At 51.2% G+C, this 20,388-nt stretch carries 23 protein-coding genes and 1 tRNA gene; 6 read left to right on the forward strand and 18 right to left on the reverse strand.

Annotation, left to right across the window (positions count from 1 at the left end; all coding sequences use genetic code 11):
- Positions 1-195: 195 nt before the first annotated feature.
- The 7 genes from ACTVJH_RS14375 to ACTVJH_RS14405 all read right to left on the reverse strand — a co-directional run bounded on the left by ACTVJH_RS14375 (position 196) and on the right by ACTVJH_RS14405 (position 6,664).
- Positions 196-795 carry a hypothetical protein gene (locus ACTVJH_RS14375; protein WP_455992147.1) on the reverse strand — a complete coding sequence of 200 codons (600 nt, stop codon included), beginning with the start codon at positions 793-795 and terminating at the stop codon, positions 196-198.
- Between the two features lie 68 nt (positions 796-863).
- Entirely contained in the window at positions 864-1,484 is a 621-nt protein-coding gene (gene thrB, locus ACTVJH_RS14380; protein ID WP_455992150.1) for a homoserine kinase, read from the reverse strand.
- A gap of 92 nt (positions 1,485-1,576) precedes the next feature.
- Positions 1,577-2,302: an ABC transporter ATP-binding protein gene (locus tag ACTVJH_RS14385; RefSeq protein WP_455992153.1), complete on the reverse strand. Its 726-nt coding sequence runs from the start codon at positions 2,300-2,302 to the stop codon at positions 1,577-1,579.
- Positions 2,302-3,069 (reverse strand): ABC transporter ATP-binding protein, encoded by a 768-nt coding sequence (locus tag ACTVJH_RS14390; protein WP_455992155.1) that lies wholly within the window; start codon positions 3,067-3,069, stop codon positions 2,302-2,304. The genes ACTVJH_RS14385 and ACTVJH_RS14390 overlap by 1 nt, the downstream gene beginning before the upstream one ends.
- A gap of 264 nt (positions 3,070-3,333) precedes the next feature.
- Positions 3,334-4,410 carry a branched-chain amino acid ABC transporter permease gene (locus tag ACTVJH_RS14395; protein ID WP_455992157.1) on the reverse strand — a complete coding sequence of 359 codons (1,077 nt, stop codon included), beginning with the start codon at positions 4,408-4,410 and terminating at the stop codon, positions 3,334-3,336.
- Positions 4,411-4,501: 91 nt separating this feature from the next.
- Entirely contained in the window at positions 4,502-5,413 is a 912-nt protein-coding gene (locus ACTVJH_RS14400) for a branched-chain amino acid ABC transporter permease (RefSeq protein ID WP_455992159.1), read from the reverse strand.
- 114 nt (positions 5,414-5,527) lie between these two features.
- Positions 5,528-6,664 carry an ABC transporter substrate-binding protein gene (locus ACTVJH_RS14405; protein WP_455992202.1) on the reverse strand — a complete coding sequence of 379 codons (1,137 nt, stop codon included), beginning with the start codon at positions 6,662-6,664 and terminating at the stop codon, positions 5,528-5,530.
- Positions 6,665-6,893: 229 nt separating this feature from the next.
- Between ACTVJH_RS14405 and ACTVJH_RS14410 the strand changes: the two genes are divergently transcribed.
- The 3 genes from ACTVJH_RS14410 (at position 6,894) to hemC (ending at position 8,961) form a co-directional block, all read left to right on the forward strand.
- Positions 6,894-7,508, forward strand: coding sequence for a D-sedoheptulose 7-phosphate isomerase (locus tag ACTVJH_RS14410; protein WP_455992161.1), 615 nt, complete (start codon positions 6,894-6,896; stop codon positions 7,506-7,508).
- A gap of 60 nt (positions 7,509-7,568) precedes the next feature.
- Positions 7,569-7,820: an FmdB family zinc ribbon protein gene (locus tag ACTVJH_RS14415; protein WP_455992163.1), complete on the forward strand. Its 252-nt coding sequence runs from the start codon at positions 7,569-7,571 to the stop codon at positions 7,818-7,820.
- A 220-nt stretch (positions 7,821-8,040) separates the two neighbouring features.
- Entirely contained in the window at positions 8,041-8,961 is a 921-nt protein-coding gene (gene hemC / locus ACTVJH_RS14420) for a hydroxymethylbilane synthase (RefSeq protein ID WP_455992166.1), read from the forward strand.
- A 215-nt stretch (positions 8,962-9,176) separates the two neighbouring features.
- Here hemC and ACTVJH_RS14425 read toward each other — a convergent pair whose 3' ends face one another.
- Complete coding sequence (locus tag ACTVJH_RS14425) at positions 9,177-9,863, reverse strand: response regulator (protein ID WP_455992169.1); 687 nt, start codon at positions 9,861-9,863, stop codon at positions 9,177-9,179.
- Positions 9,864-10,294: 431 nt separating this feature from the next.
- On the opposite strand from ACTVJH_RS14425, the gene ACTVJH_RS14430 reads away from it, so the two are divergent.
- Positions 10,295-11,599 carry an ATP-binding protein gene (locus ACTVJH_RS14430; protein ID WP_455992172.1) on the forward strand — a complete coding sequence of 435 codons (1,305 nt, stop codon included), beginning with the start codon at positions 10,295-10,297 and terminating at the stop codon, positions 11,597-11,599.
- Between the two features lie 98 nt (positions 11,600-11,697).
- Positions 11,698-13,137 (forward strand): DNA integrity scanning protein DisA nucleotide-binding domain protein, encoded by a 1,440-nt coding sequence (locus ACTVJH_RS14435; RefSeq protein ID WP_455992175.1) that lies wholly within the window; start codon positions 11,698-11,700, stop codon positions 13,135-13,137.
- Here the strand turns inward: ACTVJH_RS14435 and ACTVJH_RS14440 are convergent.
- The 3 genes from ACTVJH_RS14440 to ACTVJH_RS14450 all read right to left on the reverse strand — a co-directional run bounded on the left by ACTVJH_RS14440 (position 13,127) and on the right by ACTVJH_RS14450 (position 15,564).
- The gene (locus tag ACTVJH_RS14440; RefSeq protein ID WP_455992177.1) at positions 13,127-14,137 is read right to left on the reverse strand and encodes a tryptophan--tRNA ligase; all 1,011 of its coding nucleotides are present in this window, start codon (positions 14,135-14,137) and stop codon (positions 13,127-13,129) included. The two genes, ACTVJH_RS14435 and ACTVJH_RS14440, sit on opposite strands and share 11 nt — an antisense overlap.
- Before the next feature lie 158 nt (positions 14,138-14,295).
- A complete protein-coding gene (locus ACTVJH_RS14445) occupies positions 14,296-14,958 on the reverse strand; it encodes a site-2 protease family protein (RefSeq protein ID WP_455992179.1) in 663 nt (220 codons plus the stop codon).
- 24 nt (positions 14,959-14,982) lie between these two features.
- Positions 14,983-15,564, reverse strand: coding sequence for a UbiX family flavin prenyltransferase (locus ACTVJH_RS14450; protein WP_455992181.1), 582 nt, complete (start codon positions 15,562-15,564; stop codon positions 14,983-14,985).
- Between the two features lie 162 nt (positions 15,565-15,726).
- On the opposite strand from ACTVJH_RS14450, the gene ACTVJH_RS14455 reads away from it, so the two are divergent.
- Positions 15,727-15,803 (forward strand) — tRNA-Arg (locus tag ACTVJH_RS14455).
- A 235-nt stretch (positions 15,804-16,038) separates the two neighbouring features.
- Here ACTVJH_RS14455 and ACTVJH_RS14460 read toward each other — a convergent pair.
- The 7 genes from ACTVJH_RS14460 to ACTVJH_RS14490 form a co-directional block, all read right to left on the reverse strand.
- Entirely contained in the window at positions 16,039-16,359 is a 321-nt protein-coding gene (locus ACTVJH_RS14460) for a type II toxin-antitoxin system PemK/MazF family toxin (RefSeq protein WP_455992184.1), read from the reverse strand.
- The gene (locus tag ACTVJH_RS14465) at positions 16,346-16,621 is read right to left on the reverse strand and encodes an AbrB/MazE/SpoVT family DNA-binding domain-containing protein (RefSeq protein WP_455992187.1); all 276 of its coding nucleotides are present in this window, start codon (positions 16,619-16,621) and stop codon (positions 16,346-16,348) included. Before ACTVJH_RS14465 ends, ACTVJH_RS14460 begins: the two co-directional genes overlap by 14 nt.
- 404 nt (positions 16,622-17,025) lie before the next feature.
- Positions 17,026-17,358: an SMR family transporter gene (locus ACTVJH_RS14470; protein WP_455992190.1), complete on the reverse strand. Its 333-nt coding sequence runs from the start codon at positions 17,356-17,358 to the stop codon at positions 17,026-17,028.
- A gap of 153 nt (positions 17,359-17,511) precedes the next feature.
- Positions 17,512-18,636: a linear amide C-N hydrolase gene (locus ACTVJH_RS14475; protein ID WP_455992192.1), complete on the reverse strand. Its 1,125-nt coding sequence runs from the start codon at positions 18,634-18,636 to the stop codon at positions 17,512-17,514.
- A 120-nt stretch (positions 18,637-18,756) separates the two neighbouring features.
- Positions 18,757-18,951, reverse strand: a complete 195-nt coding sequence (locus tag ACTVJH_RS14480) for a hypothetical protein (RefSeq protein WP_455992195.1) — start codon at positions 18,949-18,951, stop codon at positions 18,757-18,759.
- The gene (locus ACTVJH_RS14485) at positions 18,944-19,462 is read right to left on the reverse strand and encodes a GNAT family N-acetyltransferase (RefSeq protein WP_455992198.1); all 519 of its coding nucleotides are present in this window, start codon (positions 19,460-19,462) and stop codon (positions 18,944-18,946) included. The genes ACTVJH_RS14480 and ACTVJH_RS14485 overlap by 8 nt, the downstream gene beginning before the upstream one ends.
- Positions 19,463-19,693: 231 nt before the next feature.
- Entirely contained in the window at positions 19,694-20,038 is a 345-nt protein-coding gene (locus ACTVJH_RS14490) for a DUF6122 family protein (RefSeq protein WP_455992200.1), read from the reverse strand.
- Positions 20,039-20,388 lie beyond the last annotated feature (350 nt).

Here is a 20,388-nt window from a genome sequence, read left to right on the forward strand (position 1 = left end):
CGACCTTGGCCTTGAACTTGTCCGTAAATTGCCGTTTCTTTTTGCCCATGTTCATACGTCCTTTGTTATCAGTTTTTGGACGCAGATTCCACCTTAACAGGTGGTCCTAAAATTGGGGGGAACCGCACAGAGCATACAGCAGAGGGCGAAAAGACCCGAGATGAGCAATGCGTTTCGAGAGAACATGAGAGCCCATTACACCTTTGGAGGTCCTTGTACAAGCATTTCCGCCAGGGTCATATTCACACGGGGAAGGGTTCGAATGCGTTTGGGGCCTAAAAAGCCCTGTTCGAGTTGGACCAGCCGAATATACAAGGGCGTTCTGTCGAGCATAGGGGGAGATTCCATGGTCAGAATGCGCTCCTGGCTTTTGAAGCATCCGGGAAAAGTTCGTGTAGATCCGTTGGGGGCGGTGATGCTGTTGGGGACTCCGTGCATGCGGCAGATCATCAGTCTGTGGGAGTAAAGCCCGCACAGGCCGTCCTTGTTCAAGGGGCACATGATATGCGGTCGTTTTCCGGATGCAAGGTCCTGATTGGCCTGGGCCACATAGGCGCGGGCATTGTCCAGAAAAAGTTCCCTGTCTTCGTGAGCAAGTGCGTCCATGCCTTTCCACAAATAGGCCCATTCGACATAGGTATGATGCATGAAATAACTGGTGCAGCAATTGTCTTCACAATCCTTGCAGGACAACTCCATGCTCGTGGCTACGTCTGTGTAGGCATCTTCCATCTCCTTGTACAATATGGCCAGTTTTCTGAATACAGTGGTCTTGGTTTCTTTATGTGCTTTCATGAGTGGTTTGGATTTTTGAGGCGGATGAATGGGGCTATGGTCATGGTGAGTCCATGGGGCAGGGCCCTTCAGGAGGTCACGGATGCCGGTAATTGTTCGAGTATGGATGCGACACATGCTTCGACGGTCTGTGTATCCGTGGGAATTGTCACATCGGCAGCCGCTGCATAGAGGGGTTCCCTTTCCCTGTACAGGTCTTCGATGGACTGACCGGGCGTGATGGCCAGCCCCCGCAGGGGTGCCCTGGCTATGCGCTGCTTGATGACGGCAACTCCTGCCTTGAGATAGACGCAGCTACCCAGACTTTTGAGGTGCTGCATCGAATCCGGGTTGTAAATGACGCTTCCACCTGTGGATATGACAGCTCGTTTGATGTCCAGGGACTGGATAATGCGGGCCTCGGTATGGAGAAAGTGTTCCCTGGAAAGTGATTCCGTCAAGGTCTGCAGATCCATACCCCACCAGGCCTCAAGAATATGGTCTGTGTCCACGTGTCCGAATCCCAGTTTCCGGGCCAGTTTTTTGCCCAGAGTTGATTTTCCTGCACCAGCCATCCCGATGAGAATGATGCAGGGAGTCGTATGATGTGATGGTTGGATGAGTTCGGGCATAAACAATGGTGTTTGTCTGGAGTAGTCGGATAGAGAAATACCGGTCGCAACCACGCTGTCTGGGAGATATGCAGACAAGAAAGGCTCGATTAAACCCTTTCCCGGTAAATGAAAAGCCCGAAATCCTGTCCTGGATTCCGGGCTTATGGGTACGAAGGGACACGGGCAGATCATCCTCCCAGATAGGCCTTTTTGACCTCGGGGTTTTCGCTCAGTTCCTGAGCGGTCCCCTGGGCCACGATCTCACCGGTATCCATGACATATCCCCGGTGGGCGAACTGCAGGGCCAATCGGGCGTTCTGTTCGATGAGCAGAATGGTCATGCCCTGTTCGTTGAGTTTTTTCAGGGCCCTGAACATATCGTACATGAGCAGGGGGGCCAAACCCATGGAGGGTTCGTCCAGGAGCAAAAAGTCACAGCCCGTCATCAGGGCCCTGCCCACGGCGAGCATCTGCTGTTCCCCGCCACTCAGGGATTCACTGCGCTGTTTTTTGCGCTCGACCAGCCGGGGAAACAATGCATAGACCCGTTTGTAGTCCGCCTTGATGACATCGTCATCCTTGCGGGCATAGGTGGCCAGTTCGAGATTTTCCTCCACCGTGAGATTACCGAATATGTGCCGTCCTTCGGGAACCAGGGCAATCTTGTATTTTTGAACAATGGTATGGGCATCGATGCCCAGCAGACTTTCCCCCTTGTACAGAATCTCCCCTCCGGAAATCTTGGGGCCCTCGGGGGGCGGGACACGGGTGATGGTATGCAGGGTGGTTGTCTTTCCTGCCCCGTTTGCCCCGATCAGGGTTACGGCCTCTCCCTTGTCAACGGTCAGGGATACCCCGTGCAGGGCTTCGATATTGCCGTACCGTACGTAAAGGTCTTGTATTTCGAGAAGCATCAGATTGTATCGTCTCCAAGGTAGGCTTTGATTACATCAGGATTGTTCTGGATTTCGTCAGGGGTTCCATCGGCGATGGTGGCGCCGAAATCAATGACCTTGAGACGGGAACACAGGGTCATGACAACGGTCATCTGATGTTCGATCATCCAGATGGTGACGTCGAATTCCTGATGGATCCGCTGAACCAGACTGATCAGACCCCGTATATCCGAGGAATTGAGTCCTGCCGCCGGTTCGTCGAGTAAGAGCAGGGAGGGGTTGATGGACAGGGCCCGGGCGATTTCCACCTTGCGCTGCAACCCATAGGGCAGATTCGGAGGAATCTCTTTGGCATACCTGGCCAGATCCAGTGATTCGAGGATATTCATGGCCTCGGTCACGATCCGTTTTTCCTGCTTCTGGTAACGTTTGGTTCGCAGCAGGGCGTCCATCAGATTGTAGCCCATGTTGTAGTGCTGGGAAACGCAGATATTCTCCAGCACGGTCATGTCGTTCCACAACCGGATGTTCTGGAAGGTTCTGGCAACCCCCCGGGCCGTAATCTCATGGGGTTTGAGTCCGGTGATGGGCTGGTTTTTGAAAAGGATTTGTCCCTGGGTCGGTTTGTAGAACCCGCTTACGAGATTGAACACAGTGGTTTTTCCCGCTCCGTTCGGTCCGATAAGACCCACGAGCTCACCCGGCTCAAGAGCCACTGAAAAATCCGAAACCGCACACAGCCCGCCGAAAAACTGGGTCAGGTCCTTGATTTCCAATAAAGCCATTATATTTCCTTGTATCCTGTTTGATACCTATTCAGATCAAAAGCCAGCCGCTTCGATGGGACGAAATGCGCCGTTGGAGACAACCATTGGAGAATCTTTTTGGAAAATTGAAAAAGACAAGAAATCTAATAATTTGAAAATTCCAATAGGCACTTTGTATACTATCCTGCCTCTCTCACCTTCCACGAATCCAGGCTCTCCAAGCGCACAGGACGCGGCTGAATAATTCCTCTTTTCGTTAGAAATCATGTCTGAACGATCATTCTATTTGAATGAATAGTATTTTTTCAGTTTGGGGAAGAAATCGGACAATTCCTTGTTCCCCATGATGCCTTCGGGACGAAACTGCATGAGCAGGATCAGGATCATGGGAATGAGCACCCATTTCCAGACCTGGCTCAGATGATAACCATCCGGCAGGAGATAGGCCCAATGCATGATGGTATCCATCCAGGGAATGACGAATCGGAGCATTTCCAGCAGCAGGGTGAATAAAATGGCCGAGATGACCGAACCACTGAGTGATCCCATGCCACCGAGGTAGACCATGACCATGCATTCCGTGGACTTGAGAATGCCAAAGGAACCCGGATTGATATAGCCGAGAATATGGGCGTAGAGTCCACCCGCGATACCGGCCAGCCCCGAGGAGAGCATGAAGGCGATGAGTTTCATCTTGTTCGTGTTCACGCTCATGATTTCAGCGGCCACTTCGTCCTGGCAGATGGAGATGATTCCCTTGCCATATGTGGAGGTGACGAATCGTCGGATGATCCAGATGGTCATGACCGTACTGATGATGACCCAGATCATGATCCAGGGCAGATCGATGGTGTCGGACATGGAGTAGAGGATTTTTTTCATGCCCATGAATCCTCTGGCTCCACCGATGCTGTCCATGTTGATGATCGTGCTGGTGACGATGTAATTGGCCGCAATGGTGATGATGGCTAGATAGTCACCCCTGGTTTTGAATGAGGGAATGGCGATGAGGATACCCGCCAGGGCGGCAACAATCCCACCTGCCAAAAGCACGAAGGGAAAAAAGAACAGGGCCAGATCGGGAGACAAAAGCGGAGGCCCGAAAAATTTGTCCTGGGTGAAGAGCCAGACGTTCAGGGTGGATGAAACATACGCTCCCACAGCCATGAACGCGGCGTGACCACAGGCAAATTCTCCCATGTACCCGTTTACGATATTCAGACTGCTGGATAGAATGATGTTGATGCCCATGAACAGGACAATGGATTGAATGTACAGATCCATGAATCCTGTCTGCGCACAGGCAACAAGGCCGACAAGAAGAACGGTCACAAGAAATGGAACTGAGTACTTTTGCATAGACCTTACTTGTTTCCTGCTAATGGGTGAATGCGAAAATCGCGTCTTTTTTGGTCACAATCTGAAAAAAGGCGTGAAAAGGATTCAAAACTCAGATCTTGGTCGTCTTGGCCACGCCGAAAAGTCCTGTGGGCTTGATGCACAGAATGATCAGCAGGATGGAAAAGGCGATCAAATCCCGGTATGTTGACGGGAAAAAAGCCACGACCAGGATTTCAACGAATCCCAGCAGAAAGCCGCCGAAGAATGCCCCCCGAATGTCACCGATCCCGCCGACAACAGCGGCGATAAAAGCCTTCCAGCCGATCATGGCCCCCATGTAAGGGTCGAGGATGGGATAGGAGAGGGCGAAGAGCAGTCCGGCCAGACCGGCAAAGGCCGAGCCCAGAACAAAGGTGAATACGATGACCGTATCAATGGGAATACCCATGAGAGGTACGGCAAATTTGTCATACGAAATGGCCCGCATGGCCATGCCTATCTTCGTCTTGGTGACGATGAACTGCAGAATGGCAAAGGTCAGCAGTGCTGAAAGAATGACCGCCACCTTGAGGTTGGTCATGGTTACGGAACCCACGGTAAACACAACCTTATCGATCAATTCCGGAAAACTCTTTCTGCTTGCGCCGAGCAGAGCCAGGTTGCCGTTTTCCAGAACCAGGCCGCACATGAGTGCGGTGATGACCACGTAGAGCCGGTGTGCTCCCTTCCGTCGCAGCGGACGGTAGGCGATGCGTTCCAGGGAGACTCCGACCAGGGCGGTGAGCATCATTCCCAGGGGAATGGTCAGAGCGAGAACCATCCAGCCGGACAGACCGGCGATGGACAGAAAGAACGTGGCCAGGAAAAAGGCAATATATGCTCCGACCATGAAGATATCGCCATGGGCGAAATTGATCAGGAGCAGGACACCGTAAACAAGTGTATATCCCAAAGCGATCAGGGAATAAAAGCTTCCCCATTGCAGGGCGTTGATGATGTTTTGGAGAATACTTGCGAGCACTGAAGCCCCCTCTTGAAGAGTCGTGGTTTGCAGGCAGACCCGGTCATTGCGTACCCATCATTCCGGCCGAATGAGAATCCGACCGGAATGATGAGCTGAGCGTGATGGGAATCGTTAGGGGCAGACAGACTTGGTGAATTCGAATTCCCCATTGTCGTTGATTTTGACCACAACGGCGCACTTGATGGGATCACCCTGGGCATCGAACTTCATGGATCCGGTGATACCCTTGAATTCGGCGATATTGGCCAGGGCATCGCGCAGGTTCTTGCGGTTTTCCTTGAGGTCGGCCCCAAGAGTACCCATATCCTGAATGGCCTGCAGCAGGATATTGGTCGCGTCCCAGGTCAGGGCCGCAACATCGGCGGGTTCATAGCCATATTTGGCCTTGTACTTATCGATGAAGTCCTTGGTCGCTCCAGTGGCTCCGGCTGCGGCATAATGGGTGGAGAAATACTGGCCCTTGCAGTCGTCGCCACACAGGGTCATGAGTTCGGAATTGCCCCAGGCGTCGGCACCCATGAAGGGACCGGTCCAGCCGAGGTCATGGGCCTGTTTCACGATCAGGGCGACTTCGTTGTAGTTGTTGGGCAGAAAGATGAAATCGGGTTTGGCAGCGATGATCTTGGTCAGCTGGGCACTGAAGTCCTGATCTTTGTCGCCGTAGCTTTCATAGGCCACCACCGTATCGGCACCATTTTTCTTTTCAAAGTCAGCCTTGAAGATTTCGGCAAGCCCCTTGCTGTAGTCGTTGGCCAGGGCGAAAAGTACGGCTGCGGTCTTGGCACCAAATTGTTCCATGGCAAAATCCGCGGCAACAGGACCCTGGAAGGGATCGAGAAAGGCGGCTCTGAAGACCCATGGGCGATTGAGCGTGGTATCAGGGTTGGTTGACCAGGGGGAAATCATGGGGGTGCGGTTGTCATCACATGCCTGCCCGCCTGGGACGGCCTGCTTGCTCGAGTTGGGACCGACAATGGCCAGAACCCGGTCCTTTTCGATCAGCTTGAGGGCGACTGAAACTGCTGATTCAGCCTTTGATTCATTATCGGCGTAGACAAAATTCAACATGTACTTCTGGCCGCCGACTTCCAATCCCCCGGCGGAGTTGATGGCCTCTTTGAGCATTTCTCCTGCGAATTTGGATTCCTCACCAACTTTGGGAATATCTCCGGTCAAGGGGATATTGAAGCCGATGGTGATCTCCTTGGGTGCTGATGCGTCTTCTTTGGAACATGCTGTCAGACACAAGAACGATGCAACAAGAACAACCGACAATGCGAGCCATTTTTTCACAGGCGCCTCCTCAAGTTGGATAAAAGTTAAACCAGATGCGGGTTCATACACAAAAGGCTCAAAATTGAAAAGCAGATTCTGAAATTGAAGTTTGTCAGGAAATTGGATACTGAAATAGATCTTTTCCGCGACCGTGGCGATTCATTCGGCCATCGGTTCTACCAATACAGCACAAGGATCCCACATGGAAGATTGCGCCCCGTCGATCCTCAAAGAGTATGCCGCGGCAGGTGTGAGCCTCCGCAAAGAATTTTTCGAACAGAATAGCGACCTGCTGTCGGAAATAGCCAGGTCCCTGGCTATAATCATGGCCCGTGAAGGCAAGGTTCTGCTGTGTGGAAACGGTGGGAGTGCAGCTGACTGTCAGCATATTGCAGCTGAATTCACCAATCGCTTTCTTTTGGAACGCCCCCCCTTGCCGGCTCTTGCCCTGACCACGGACACCTCGGCACTGACGGCCATTGGCAACGACTATGGGTTCGATCAGGTTTTCGAAAAGCAACTCCGAGCCCTGGGTCGCAAGGGAGATGCCTTGGTGGCTCTATCCACATCGGGTAACAGCCCCAACATTCTCAAGGCGATCGAGGCTGCCAGGGAACTGGGAATCATGGTCGTGGGGTTGACAGGCATGCATGGTGGAGCCATGGGACCCTTGTGTGATCATCTTATCGAAGTACAGGAAAAGAGTACCCCCCTGATCCAGGAAATCCATATTGCCGCCGGCCACATGCTGTGCAGATTGGTTGATTACTATTTATTCGAGAACGTCACGTTGATACAGCCCCATCTGGGTTCTTAAGAATTTTATCCGGGATCAGCGTTTTTTTTCATCTATTCACAATCATTGTCGAGGAAACATATGCCCATTTACGAGTTCGAGTGTCGCGCATGCAAGACGCAGTTTGAAGAGGTGATCTTGAAAGAGGGTGAAGCGGTCAGATGCCCGCAGTGCAACTCTTCAGAGGTCAAAAAGCTCCTGTCCACAGGATCCTTTGTCACCGGGGGTCCCATTGTCGTGGGCAAGCCGGGAGCGAATGCCATCACCAGTCGGGGTACCAGCCCGTGTGCCTCCTGTCGCGGGGGAAATTGTTCGACCTGCAGCAGCAAATAGGATTCGAGCTCATAGGAGAGTGAGGTCTGCCCGGCCCGACTCCCTCTCTTTTCTCCTGCGTCCAGGAGAATGGGTGTGGATGGGTCCGGGCACATGATTTTTCGGAGAACGTGAATAACAAGGGCTTGTGGTCTGTTGATGACAGGGATGGCATCCAGGATACTGCGAATGGAAGCCGGCTATCCCGGACGGCAGACGACAGCTTAATGACGAGGAAACCATGGATCAGATTCGTATCGCCACCAGGGGAAGCAAACTGGCGCTCTGGCAGGCTGAGCATATCAAGAAACTGCTGATGCAGACGTACCCGGACATGCGGGTGACCCTGGAAATCATCAAGACCAAAGGTGACAAGATTCAGGATGTACCCCTGGCACAGGTTGGGGGCAAAGGGCTGTTTGTGAAGGAGATCGAGGAGGCCCTTTTGGACGGTCGTGCGGATATCGCTGTGCACAGCATGAAGGATGTCCCCACCGAACTGCCCGAAGATCTGGTTCTGGGGATCATTCCCGAGCGTGAGGCCTGTGAGGATTGTCTGCTCTCGCTGCGGTTTTCCGGACCCGATGACCTTCCCGACAAGGCCACCCTTGGAACGAGCAGTTTGCGGAGGCAGGCCCAGCTCCTGCACATGCGTCCTGATCTGGATATCAGATCATTGCGGGGAAATCTCGATACCCGACTGGCCAAACTCACCCGGGGAGATTTCGATGCCATTGTCGTGGCCAGGGCGGGACTCAATCGGCTTAAACTCGAGGCCCCCTTCATGCATACCTTTGCACCGGACCAGTTTCTGCCGGCTGTCGCGCAAGGGGCTCTGGGAATAGAGTTCAGTGCCGATCGCAGTGATCTTGTCGAGACGCTGGCCTTCATGGACCATGAACCCACAAAGGTTTGTGTTCTGGCGGAACGTGCCTTTCTCTTCAGGTTGGAAGGCGGCTGCCAGGTTCCCATAGCCTGTCATGCAACACTTACCCCTTCGGGTATACAGGTTACCGGCATGGTTGCCGATGTGAATGGGCGGGAGCTTATCAGGCGCACGACGTGTGGTGACAGAAAAGATGGCGAGAAAATCGCTTTGCAATTGGCCGATGGTATTTTGGAAGAGGGGGGAAGACGGATTCTGCAGGAATTGTATCTGTAATGTGATCGGGATGGTTCTATGTCGTAACTGTTCAGGCCGAAAAGCAGCTACTTGAACAGTCTGATATGCAAGAAAAGCTATGAGCGGCAATCCGTAGAAGCAAGAAATGAGAAGTTAAAAATAAAACATAGATTACAATGACGTATGATTTGTAAAATTTCGTACGTTTCTTACGTTGAAAATTCAGCATGTTGCACATCGCACCTGCATAGTCACTACATATCCATGTTAACCTGTTTCGGTTTGATGACCAGACCATGCTTTGCAGCGAATTGTTTCAACGACTCTGCATTGTGCAGGCCTGTTTTTTTCAGAAGATTGGATCGGTGCTTTTCAACGGTCTTGATACTGATGTGCAGATGTTCGGCAATGCACTGGCTTGATCGGTCCTCGGCAATCAGTGCCAGAACCTCTCGCTCCCGCATGGTCAGATTGGCAAATCTCGGGGAGAACCGCTGCTGCCGTTTGATTCCGACGTAGCTTGAAATGAGCTGGGAGGAGACCTTGGGACTGAGGTAGGGATCGCCGCTGAGTACTGTTTCAATGGCATTGATCAGTTCGTCGGCCGGTTGTTCCTTGAGGATGTACCCCCTGGCCCCGGCTTCCAGGGTGGAGTAGAGATACTCCTCGGCATAATGAGCCGTGAGGATGAGAATTTTTGCCTCGGGATGATCGGTGATGATTTTTTTCGTAGTCAGGGCACCGTTCAGAATGGGCATGGAAAGGTCCAGGAGCAATATGTCGGGCTGGAGGGCATGGTAAACCTCCACAGCTTCCAGCCCATTTCTGGCCTCTCCCACGACTTTGTATCCCTTGTACATGCCCAGCATGGTCCGGAGCCCATCCCTGATGATCTCGTGATCGTCGGCAATGACTATTGAATGAGGGCGATTATGATTCATGGCAGATGCCTACCCGTATGTTTGCAAAGCGAAGACTGATTGTATGACATGAAAGATTTCCTAAGCCAAGAGATTGTTTGGTTAATATATCCGGATCGGTTTTTCCAGTCATAATTTTCAAAATAAAAATCAGGGTATTCTCCTATGCGGCCGAACGTTCGCGACTCGAACCCTTTGTATGCGCACAGTCATTATTATTCAGGAAACGGCCGAGCGCTTGCCGTTATGGACGTTTGTGCCGGATCAGCCTGTTTCTTGAAAAAGACATGTTCTGAAATATGAAGATTTCTAAAAAGCTACTCATGATTTATGTTCTCCTTTTTGTGGAGCATGTCTTTGTCATGGGTATCTTTTTCTTTACCCTCAGATATACCAATGATGCATTTGATAAAAATGCAAATATTTATACTATTATACAGAATGTTTCTGATTTGATTGTATTGATAGATGATATAAACGATCACAACAAGAACGAGATCGTCAATCAATGGGATCTCAAGATATCATGCATTAAAAAAGATATCTACAATGTAGGATTTGAGAATGAAAAGCTCAGAGTCATAGCCGCACATATCATTGTCGATATCCAGAAAACCGATCAAATTCTTAAAAAATTTTTAAAGACCAACCTGGAAACATACGGAAGTACAAAAGAAAAACAAAGTATCATCAATAATATCGCACTGATACTCAGAGATGTGTCCTCATCCTGTGACATCCTTTTGAATTTGTCCCTGCAACAGATCAAACAGGTCGAGGATTGGTGTGAATACTCGATCATGATGGTCATTGTTTTTTTCATGTGCTCCCTGGTTTGGGTGTTCTGGTTCATCGAGAAAAGTATCCTTGTTCCCCTCAAGTTGTTGTCGAAAAAAACCGAGCAGATTGGGCAGGGAAATTTCGATCTTTCCATGGATGTCATTGCAGATGATGAAGTCGGTGAGTTTACCCGATCATTCATCGACATGGCCAATAAGCTTCGCCTGATGACGGTTTCTCGTGACGAACTTGTGGTCGAGGTCGAGGCGAGGCGCAAGATAGAAAAAACCCTCAAACAGAACGAGGCTGCTCTCAAGGCACTTTCTTCCAAGGTATTGTCGGCCATGGAAGAGGAACGCAAACGGATCGGTATGGAGATCCACGACGGTGTGGTGCAGGATCTCATAGCCCTCAAGCTGCAACAGGAAAACGCCATTAGGATGATGCGCAGGAACACGCCGGATGTGGATCTCGGTCCGTTTGAGAAAAATCTGAGCCATATCCAGACGATCATCATCTTGTTGCGTGAAATCATCATGGGTCTTCGTCCGACCATCCTGGATGATCTGGGCCTTGTTCCGGCGCTGCAAGGGTATTGCAGGGAGTTCGCCAAAACCTACCATATGTTCAAGTTAGACATCAACATCGATTCGCTGAAAGTACCGGTTCCCGACGGTGTTGCCACTGCGGTTTTCAGGGTCATTCAGGAGTCATTGCAGAATATTGTCAAACATAGTGGCGCGTTCCATATCATGGTTTCGTTGGAATGTTCAGACGAGATGCTTGAGGCACGGATCGAGGACGATGGCAAGGGATTCGATCTGGACAAGGAAGGCTTCAAGCTTTTGGGGATGGGAATGTCAGGCATGCGTGAGCGGACGGAATCGGTGAACGGCTTCTTTTTTGTCAAGACCGCGCCCGGTCAGGGGGTTTCCATCAGGGCGACGTTCCCGTTCGAGGAATGCCCTGGAGTGTAGACAAAATGTTCAAAGGAGTCGTTTGGATGAAGGTGAATCCCATTGGGGTGTCCATCTGTCGGGAGTTCGTAAAAATGATATAGTCCGTGGAGGACATTGTGAGTCAAGAATCGTTCATCAATCTGTGCATCTTTCATGTTCTGGATGGACTCAGGCAGGGATTGTCGCATTTTTCCCAACCAAGCAGGGCTGCACTCGTCTATGCGGTGGATGCGAACGATCCCTTGCGGATTTATGATCCTCAAAATCTTCTCCATGGACATGCCATCAAATTGAAAAACTATTTTCAGGATTCTTCGGATTGGAGGAAAAAAACACCATCTCCCAAACATGTCCGGGTAGTGGAGCATGCCACAAACGATACTATCGGACTGGCCGGGATCATCTGCTATGCCGGCAGGTCCCATTCTCTGTTCTATCAGATGTGGTTCTCCGAAGAACATCCGGACATGTGTTCCACCGGTCCAACGGAACGATGGCTCGAGCATGCTGCCTGGCTTCTGAGTCAGGACGTTGCCTCCAACAGCCCGCTGTACATCGGCACCTCGGGACTCGTTCTCCAGAATTGCGCCACACATGCCGTACGTGACTTTCTGGTGGACAAGCGCATCGAAATCATGGGGGTGGACACCCAGCTGCGGATCTATCCGGTTCTTGACGCCATTTTATCTATCTCCAAGACCCGGGAGGAGGGGGCCTGGCCCAGGGGGCGGCTGGTGTTCGCTGACCCGTCCATGCTCGCCGAGATAGATTTTCTGGCCTGTTTTTCCAAAAAGGAACGGCCGTCGCTGAAGAACCACAAGCACGTCCGTAAGTTGCTGTTATCTGTCCAGGGTTCCGAACGCGTCCTGGTTTCCGACGGCAGATCCATTGTCGGGATCGCTCGGGACGCCACCATCCCCTGTTGTTCGGTCATTGCCGATTATCGTGGCGAGTATGGTTTTGTCCGTTTGGATACCATGGATGTGTGCAGTTTTTCCGACGGCATGTTCCACTCCACGACCCGCAAGGCCAAGCTGGTCCAGGTCGAGGAGATCCTCCTGGAGACCGATCTTCCCCTTGAAACGCGCGCCGATCTCTTTCAGGTCGTTTCGGACATCGTCCACAATGCCGAGGAGAAAAAGTTCGGCTGTACCATCGTCGTTGACCTGAATCCCTCTCCCGAGACTCTCTCCGGACACTATCTCGACACCATCCTGGATCTGCGAAACCCGGACAACCGGGAGTTTGCCAAATCCCTTTCGCGCGTGGACGGGGCCCTGCATATCGGGGTGGATCTCTGTCTGCACGGATTTGCCTGTCTTTTGGATGGCCATGCCGTGGAAAGCGAAAACCGGGCCAGAGGGGCCCGGTTCAATTCAGCGCTCAGGTTCACGGCGGAACACGCCAATATGGTCATTATTGTGGTCTCTTCAGACCGTCCTGTTTCGGTCATCCAGGGAGGCGTCGAACTCACGGCCCAATGCGAATGGCAGCCGCTGTTCAGCTGCGTGAAGACGCCCCCGACACTTGAGGAGTGGGTCGCGGCTATCGAATAGGCACGAGCCCAACGGCCTTGCGGATCGTGTCCAGAAACGGACCGCTGATCGCCCGTGCCTTGTCCGCGCCCTTTTGAAGGACCTCCTCGATATCCCCGGGATTTTGCATCAGTTCCTCGTAGCGTTTTCTGGGCTCGGTCAGATGGTCGTTGATGCACTCGAAAAGAATCTGCTTCATCTCCCCCCAGGCTATTCCCTCTGCATACCGTTTGCGTATCTCTTCCACCTGATCCTGCGTGGCAAAGGCCCTGTAGATGTCGAACAGGGTATTGTTCTCGGTCTTTTTGGGCTCGCCCGGTTCCGAGGAGTCGGTCGTGATTTTCATGATCATCTTGCGCAGCTTTTTCTCCGGGCCGAACAGAGGAATGGTGTTGTTGTAGCTCTTGCTCATCTTGCGGCCGTCAAGCCCCTTGAGAATGGCCGAATCGTCACCCACCAGGGGTTCGGGAAGGGTCAGGATCTCTCCGTAATGATGATTGAACCGGGCGGCAATGTCCCGGGCCATTTCGATATGCTGGATCTGGTCCCTGCCTACGGGGATCTTGTTGGCGCTGAACATGAGGATGTCTGCGGCCATGAGCACGGGGTAGCAGAACAGGCCCATGGTGATCCCCTTGTCCGGATCCTTGGCCCGTTTTTCCTCGTTCTCGGCCACCTTGGCCTTGTAGGCATGGGCCCGGTTCATGAGTCCCTTGGCGGTCATGCAGGTCAGGATCCAGGTGAGTTCGGGGATTTCGCGGATATCGGACTGGCGGTAGAAGATGGCCTTGTCCGTGTCCAGTCCCAGGGCGATCCAGGTGGCTGCGATTTCCCGGGTCGACTGCTTGAGCAGCTCCGGGTCCTGATTCTTGATCAGGGCATGGTAATCAGAGAGAAAATAAAAGCAGGAGACATTGTCCCGTGTGCTGTTTGCAATGGCCGGACGGATGGCACCCGCATAATTGCCCAGATGGGGCGTGCCGCTGGGGGTGATGCCGGTGAGAATGATTTCCTTGCTCATGAAGCGTTCCTTACGGTTCTCTTGTCAAAGTGAAGATGGGACGTCATCTGGATGGATTGCCAATCAGGTGATCCGTTTGGGAAAATTTTTCGATCAGAACGGCAGGCGATCAGGGGAGATGCTTGTGCCGTGGGATCTTCCAAAGGGCCAGGTCGGGTTCAGAACAGCCAGGTGTAGATCGTGCCGAGGATGACACGGAAAAATCCTTCAAAAACCCCTGTCATGACCAGAAGAATGAGGATAATAAAACCGTAGCGTTCCAATTTCATATACTTGGCGGCCATTTTCGGGGGAAGGATCACGGCCAGGACCTTGCTGCCGTCCAGGGGGGGGATGGGTATGAGATTGAAGATCCCCAGAATGATATTGATGATCGTGCCGGCCGCAGCGATATTCACGATGGGATAGATCACATAGCCGGCCAGTTGGGGATCGCTGGTCATGATCACGGCTGCAAGCCCCCGATAGAGAAAATAGAACAGGGCTGCCAGGACGAAATTGGTGGCAGGACCCGCTATTGAGACCAGCACGATTCCCTTGCGGGGATTCTGGTAATAGCTCGGATTGATGGGCACGGGTTTGGCCCAGCCGATCATCCGGGTGATCAGAAAAACCAGAGTGCCCACCAGATCGAGATGCTTGAGGGGATTGAGGGTCAACCGACCGGCATTCTTGGCCGTGGGATCACCCAGAAGATAGGACACGTAGCCGTGCGCCACTTCATGACAGATGATGCCCAAAAAGAGCGGGACCGCATAGATGGCGATCTGCTGGATGATTTGCGTCAAAGATTCACTGAACATGGAGGTAGCGGCTATCATGGACCCGTTGGCCGGGCAAGGGTTTTATACCCCGGTCCATGGGGAGGTCAGACGATGATCGATGCCCAGATGGTCCAGGATTCGTCCTGTTATCTGATCGATCAGATCATCGATGGTCAGCGGTTTGGAATAAAACCCCGGGCAGGGCGGGATCATGGTCGCGCCGGCATCCATGATCGTGAGCATGTTCTGCACATGAATGCGGGAAAGGGGGGTCTCCCGGGGAACCAGGATGAGGGGCCGTTTTTCCTTGAGGGTGACGTCGGCGGCGCGGTGGATCAGATTGGAGGCAAGCCCGTGGGCTATGGCCGCAAGAGATGCCATGGAACAGGGGCAGACGATCATGCCGTCATGGTGCCAGGAACCGCTGGCAGGCGGGGCACCGATTTCCTTCTCGTTCCACACGGCAGTGGCATGGGACGCAAGGAGCGCGTAGCCGTCCCGTGTTTCTATCTCCAGAACGGTCCTGGCTGCCTGGGAGACAACGATATGCAGCTCCCGGTTTTCAGACGCACCCATGGCCTCGGCCAACCTGAGAGCATAGGGCATGCCGCTGGCCCCGGTAACGGCCAGTACGTAACAAGAGGGTCTTGAGGTAGATGTCATGAAAGATGTGGTGAAAGGCTGGGAGAAGAACGGGCTTCGACGGACAGGCAGGGTCCGTTCGTGGTGGCGCACATGATCACAATATTTGGAAAATAGCCATGTACGCACAAAATGTTCCCTTGACAACTCATAAAAGAAGGGAATAAAGAGAGCCTCCTTTGTGGGCAATTAGCTCAGTTGGATAGAGCGCTAGCCTCCGGAGCTAGAGGCCGCAGGTTCGAATCCTGCATTGCCCACCAGTTTTTTTTAATATTTTCAGTATATTAAATTGCTGAAACTACAAGGGCCGTTCATCCGAACGGCCCTTGTCTATTTTTATGTTCCAAATATGTTCAATTTATGGTTCATCCGGCAAAAGAGTATCCGTTGCCCATGAATGTTTTGTTGATCACTGTTGAGAAACGATTTTTCCAGGCAATAACCGACTTTTTACGTCGGCCTTGTTCGTTGACTTGGGATATCACCCCCATGCATTTACTCGCCGTACATCTCCGTAATCAACCTGCGCAGGATGACCGCCTCGGTCTCGGAAAGTTTGTCGATCCTTTTTTGCAGCCGACCCTTACTGATGGTTCGGATCTGATCAACGGCAATCTCGGCAGGTTTGCCCGCACATTGTATTTGAATACGGGATCGCCACCCGGGGTGAAGGACCGAAGTCAAAGGGCAGATCACAATGGTGTCCAAGTATCTGTTCATATCATTCTGGCTGACCACGACCACGGGGCGGATTTTATTGATTTCAGATCCCTGGGTCGGATTTAGATCCGCAAAAAAGATTTCATATCTCGTCACGTTCTTCAGCATCCAATCCGTCCCCTACTGTTTCTTCAAAATCGCCCCAGTCTTCCCTTGCCATGGCCATTGCCTGGTAGGTTTCTTCCCATGAAAACTGTTTCTGATCCCCACTGCGCAAAAGCAATCCATCGGATGTTTCTTCCAGCAACAATGTGCCGGACATCCTATATTTTCGCAAAAGCGGCTTGGGGATACGAATGCCTTTGGAATTTCCTATGGGTACCAGTTTGAGAACGGTGGTTCTGGCGTTATGCTCCATGATCAAACCTCCTGATGACCTGTCCTGGGCGCTTATGTATGAACCGTAATTACGCGCAACCACAAGGTCAAGCGGAATGGCCATGATCGGCGTGTTAGGTACGGGTTTGTCATAAATACAACCTCAATAATTTAGGATCATCCGGTAGATTTTCATCCTGAAATGTACGAACGGGAATATCTGGGGTTCAGTCCAAGCAGCGACACGAGTCGCTGATGGGCAATGATGCAGTATCGTCTATCGGGTTTGAGTATCTCATGGTCCCCCTGTGGGGCCACAGTGCAGGGTGCTGGACAGCACCGGCCCTGACAAGCACCAAGATCTTCTTGGATAACGAGCCGAGGCAAGGCGGGGTGGCGGAACGACCTGTTTGCTGACCGCTTTGTTGCGTATGATCCGGTTTTTCAGTGGGGCACTGTCTTGGAGAAAACATTCAGGATAACGACACCGGCAATGATCAGGGACATGCCCAGGATGGCAGGGGCGTCCAAACGCTGTCCGAAATATGCCCATCCTACAATGGTTATCAAAACGATACCCACACCGCCCCAGACAGCATAGGCAATACCGACAGGAATGGTCCGCAGGGTGAGCGAAAGGAAAAAGAATGACGTACAATATGCGAAAATAGTTGCCAGTGACGGCCATAATCGGGTAAATTCAGCACTTGCTTTCAATCCTGATGTTCCAATTACTTCCGAGACAATCGCTATCAACAGGTAAACCCAGCCTTTCATTCTCTCTCCTTCACAACTGTATTGCAAATTGCTTGAATTCACTGGCAGCCCAGCGGTTTTCAGTGAAACTTGAACATCAAGATATCCCCTGTTTCAACCGTTAACCATTTAGGCACAATAAAGACACATAACGCATGTTCAGACGAGTATTTCTTATTGCAGTTTACCGGTCACTTCGCGGATATCCTGTTCGCGTTTTTCGTCAAGCGGGATGCTGCGCATGGCACCCTTGCTGAAATCAATTGCCTTTAAATCGATCTTTCGAATTCTGCGATTGAACATGGTGTGATAATAGATGATCCGGTTGTTCGTATCCGTGACCACGGTGTATTGCGTGCCTGCAGGAAGTGCTTCACCTGCATCCTTTGTGGCCGCTTCCGTACCCTCGGACTGGCCGGCTGAAAGCTGGAAGCTGTCGAGAATTCTGAAAACTTCCTGTACCGTATCCAGGCCGCCTTTGGTCAGGCGTGATGTTTGTGAAAGAGCGGCAGCGCGCACGAATTTGGAAGGAGAGGTGAAATCTCCGGGCAGGCCAAGAAGCCCGGAACCTGCTGCCAGGGGGGTTATTTCCAGCTCACCCCATTTTTTTGTGGGAAAGGGCTTTTGGGACAAAAAGCCGTAGTTGCGGAGATTGGTCAGATGCCAGTCAAAGCCTGGGTTGTTGGCGATCACGCCCACCGGGTTGTCGAAGAAGGTCGGGCGGCCATCCTTGAATTCAATGACCATGCAATTCCCACCGGGTTCGGTGATCATAAGATGAATGGGGAGTGTTTTGTGCAGGTCGGGGTCAACCACGTCCACGACCCGAACCTGCTTCAGGCCTTCCTGTACCTCCTTCAGGCTGGAGAAGCTGGAAAGGATAAAAGGAAGAACATCGCTTGGGGCGATGGATTGTCCTACCTTGTCAGGGTCGAAATCAGCATACGTTGCAAATCCCTGGTGATAGAAAAACGCGCCCGCCAGTCCTTTTTCATTCAGCCCGGTACAAAAAACCCGGTCCAAAAGAAGAGTGCCCACAAATCCGTATCTTGCATTCCATTGCAGGCCATTTTTTCCTTGCGGTGTTTTGCCCTGAAACAATGTGTCACGGGGAATGACTCCAGCCTTGCCGTGAAGATCGAATTTTCCCCACTCCTGGGTTCGCCCGAATACCGCTGTGTTGTCTTCTCCCACAAGGCACACACCGGTACAGGCATAACTGGATGCAGTAAGTAACAAAAGAGTGAAAAACATCCCCAACACTGTCATCAACCAGATGTTACGCCTTGAAAAATACATATGCGCTCCTTGTTTTTACATCTGAAAAGGTATCAGCCTATCCCTTAATCCCTTTGTGCGCAAGGTCTTGTCAGGTACACGTGGTTGATTCCTGAGTTTCTTTGGCGTCTTTGAGTATTTTCAAACCACCACGAACATAAATGCATTGATGGCCAAAAGGATGCCAAGCGTTCTTTTTTTCAAGCGCTCTGCCAGTTTTGCCCTGCACCCACAGTCTGACATATTTTCCTCAGGTCGTTTTTTCCTCTTCACCAAACTCGCTGCAAAACACGACGCCCGGCCCGTATTGATGGGGTTGCTGGATTTGTTACCCATGAATGATCCCCTTTTCCATAGTTCTCGCCATACACACCGCATCATCCCCGTATGCCGAGAGGTCTCTCTGAAGCGTTTCGTTCTGATCCTGCACGATTTCAAAGCCATGGCGTTTCCAAAACGATGATGCGCCTTGGATTGCAACAAGAAAAATTCTTTCGTATTTCCAGTGTGTTGCGGCGTCTAACACGGTATTCAGCAGGTGTTTCGCGACTCCCATATTGCGTGCGTTGGGGGATACCGCCAGATCATGAATGCACAAGCTATCTGCATTATAAGATACCGAATACTCAGAACCATTTAATTGAGGTATCTCGCCAAATAGACATTGCAACGAAAAAACATACCCCACAACCTGATTTCCATGAATCGCCAGAAAACAGAAATCAGGGGAAGCTGAAAGCTTTGTTGAAAAAGAATCCACAGATTCAAGAAGGCTCTCTTTGTAGCATTCTTTTTGTATGCGAGACACTTCATGGAGGTCAAAATGTGATATTTTTCGAATTTCCATACTGGCAGGTATCCCAACATTTTTTTCGGTATAAAATACATCTTAAGTGACGTACTGAGCAATACTATAAAAAACGTACAACTTAAAATTATAGTTGAGCTTTCTGAAAACTACAAGAGATCACATCCAAAACAGCATCATTTCAGACACTTTTTGCAGGGAAGTGCTTCCTCTCTATCAGATTGCCTGTACCATACACAAATCAACTTCATATTCCTTATACCGGAATATTCAGGGCCATAATCCGCCAAGCAGGCAGTCAATGAAATCGGTACATAAATGCCACAAGCATCCCACGGATACTGCACGCCACTTCCATGAAGGAATGGCCAAAAGGGCGAAATAAAAAATCCCCGCCCAGACCGTGTGGAGAGGATGAAAACCTATGCTGCAGCGATCGGGATCAAAAATCGGATCGGCCAGGAGATGGTCTACATCCAAGAGCATTGTTGCCAACATAATCAGCGCTGCTTTCCACCAATTTTTTTTCCAAAATAGTCTGGCAAATACAAATGGTACCAACAGATGAAACGAGTAATGGATGATATGTCTGAATATGTCGGGACTACCTTCCATGGATCAACTTTTATCCCATTATTCCTACTGGTTGCGGGCCATCAGCTCTGAACCCTTCGTGGAACGTAACGGTTCACTCTGGAAAATGTCCTTCAAAAGACAGGGCAAAGAACACTTCCGGCGGAACACCCTCACTCTCAAGTCCCGATCTGTTCGTGAAGCCGAATTTGCTGTAGTATTCCGGATGTCGCATAAGCAACATCCTATGGCGTTCAATTATTAGCCTGTTTAAATGTATAAGTAGCTAAGATGGAAGTAGTTTCTCTCTTTCGAAAACTGTTTGATAGACTTAGAAATCATTGTATATTTGATTTCTATTTATCAACTGCATCAAGGAGGGGATCCAATGA

It is taken from the genome of Desulfoplanes sp. PS50 (assembly GCF_053851535.1).

Excerpts from the sequence above, each read along its gene's own strand:
- ACTVJH_RS14375 (WP_455992147.1), bottom strand. The coding sequence starts at position 795 with ATGAAAGCACATAAAGAAACCAAGACCACTGTATTCAGAAAACTGGCC.
- ACTVJH_RS14385 (WP_455992153.1), bottom strand. The coding sequence starts at position 2,302 with ATGCTTCTCGAAATACAAGACCTTTACGTACGGTACGGCAATATCGAA.
- ACTVJH_RS14390 (WP_455992155.1), bottom strand. The coding sequence starts at position 3,069 with ATGGCTTTATTGGAAATCAAGGACCTGACCCAGTTTTTCGGCGGGCTG.
- ACTVJH_RS14395 (WP_455992157.1), bottom strand. The coding sequence starts at position 4,410 with ATGCAAAAGTACTCAGTTCCATTTCTTGTGACCGTTCTTCTTGTCGGC.
- ACTVJH_RS14410 (WP_455992161.1), top strand. The coding sequence starts at position 6,894 with ATGGAAGATTGCGCCCCGTCGATCCTCAAAGAGTATGCCGCGGCAGGT.
- ACTVJH_RS14415 (WP_455992163.1), top strand. The coding sequence starts at position 7,569 with ATGCCCATTTACGAGTTCGAGTGTCGCGCATGCAAGACGCAGTTTGAA.
- hemC (WP_455992166.1), top strand. The coding sequence starts at position 8,041 with ATGGATCAGATTCGTATCGCCACCAGGGGAAGCAAACTGGCGCTCTGG.
- ACTVJH_RS14425 (WP_455992169.1), bottom strand. The coding sequence starts at position 9,863 with ATGAATCATAATCGCCCTCATTCAATAGTCATTGCCGACGATCACGAG.
- ACTVJH_RS14440 (WP_455992177.1), bottom strand. The coding sequence starts at position 14,137 with ATGAGCAAGGAAATCATTCTCACCGGCATCACCCCCAGCGGCACGCCC.
- ACTVJH_RS14445 (WP_455992179.1), bottom strand. The coding sequence starts at position 14,958 with ATGATAGCCGCTACCTCCATGTTCAGTGAATCTTTGACGCAAATCATC.
- ACTVJH_RS14450 (WP_455992181.1), bottom strand. The coding sequence starts at position 15,564 with ATGACATCTACCTCAAGACCCTCTTGTTACGTACTGGCCGTTACCGGG.
- ACTVJH_RS14465 (WP_455992187.1), bottom strand. The coding sequence starts at position 16,621 with ATGGAGCATAACGCCAGAACCACCGTTCTCAAACTGGTACCCATAGGA.
- ACTVJH_RS14470 (WP_455992190.1), bottom strand. The coding sequence starts at position 17,358 with ATGAAAGGCTGGGTTTACCTGTTGATAGCGATTGTCTCGGAAGTAATT.
- ACTVJH_RS14475 (WP_455992192.1), bottom strand. The coding sequence starts at position 18,636 with ATGTATTTTTCAAGGCGTAACATCTGGTTGATGACAGTGTTGGGGATG.
- ACTVJH_RS14480 (WP_455992195.1), bottom strand. The coding sequence starts at position 18,951 with ATGGGTAACAAATCCAGCAACCCCATCAATACGGGCCGGGCGTCGTGT.
- ACTVJH_RS14485 (WP_455992198.1), bottom strand. The coding sequence starts at position 19,462 with ATGGAAATTCGAAAAATATCACATTTTGACCTCCATGAAGTGTCTCGC.
- ACTVJH_RS14490 (WP_455992200.1), bottom strand. The coding sequence starts at position 20,038 with ATGGAAGGTAGTCCCGACATATTCAGACATATCATCCATTACTCGTTT.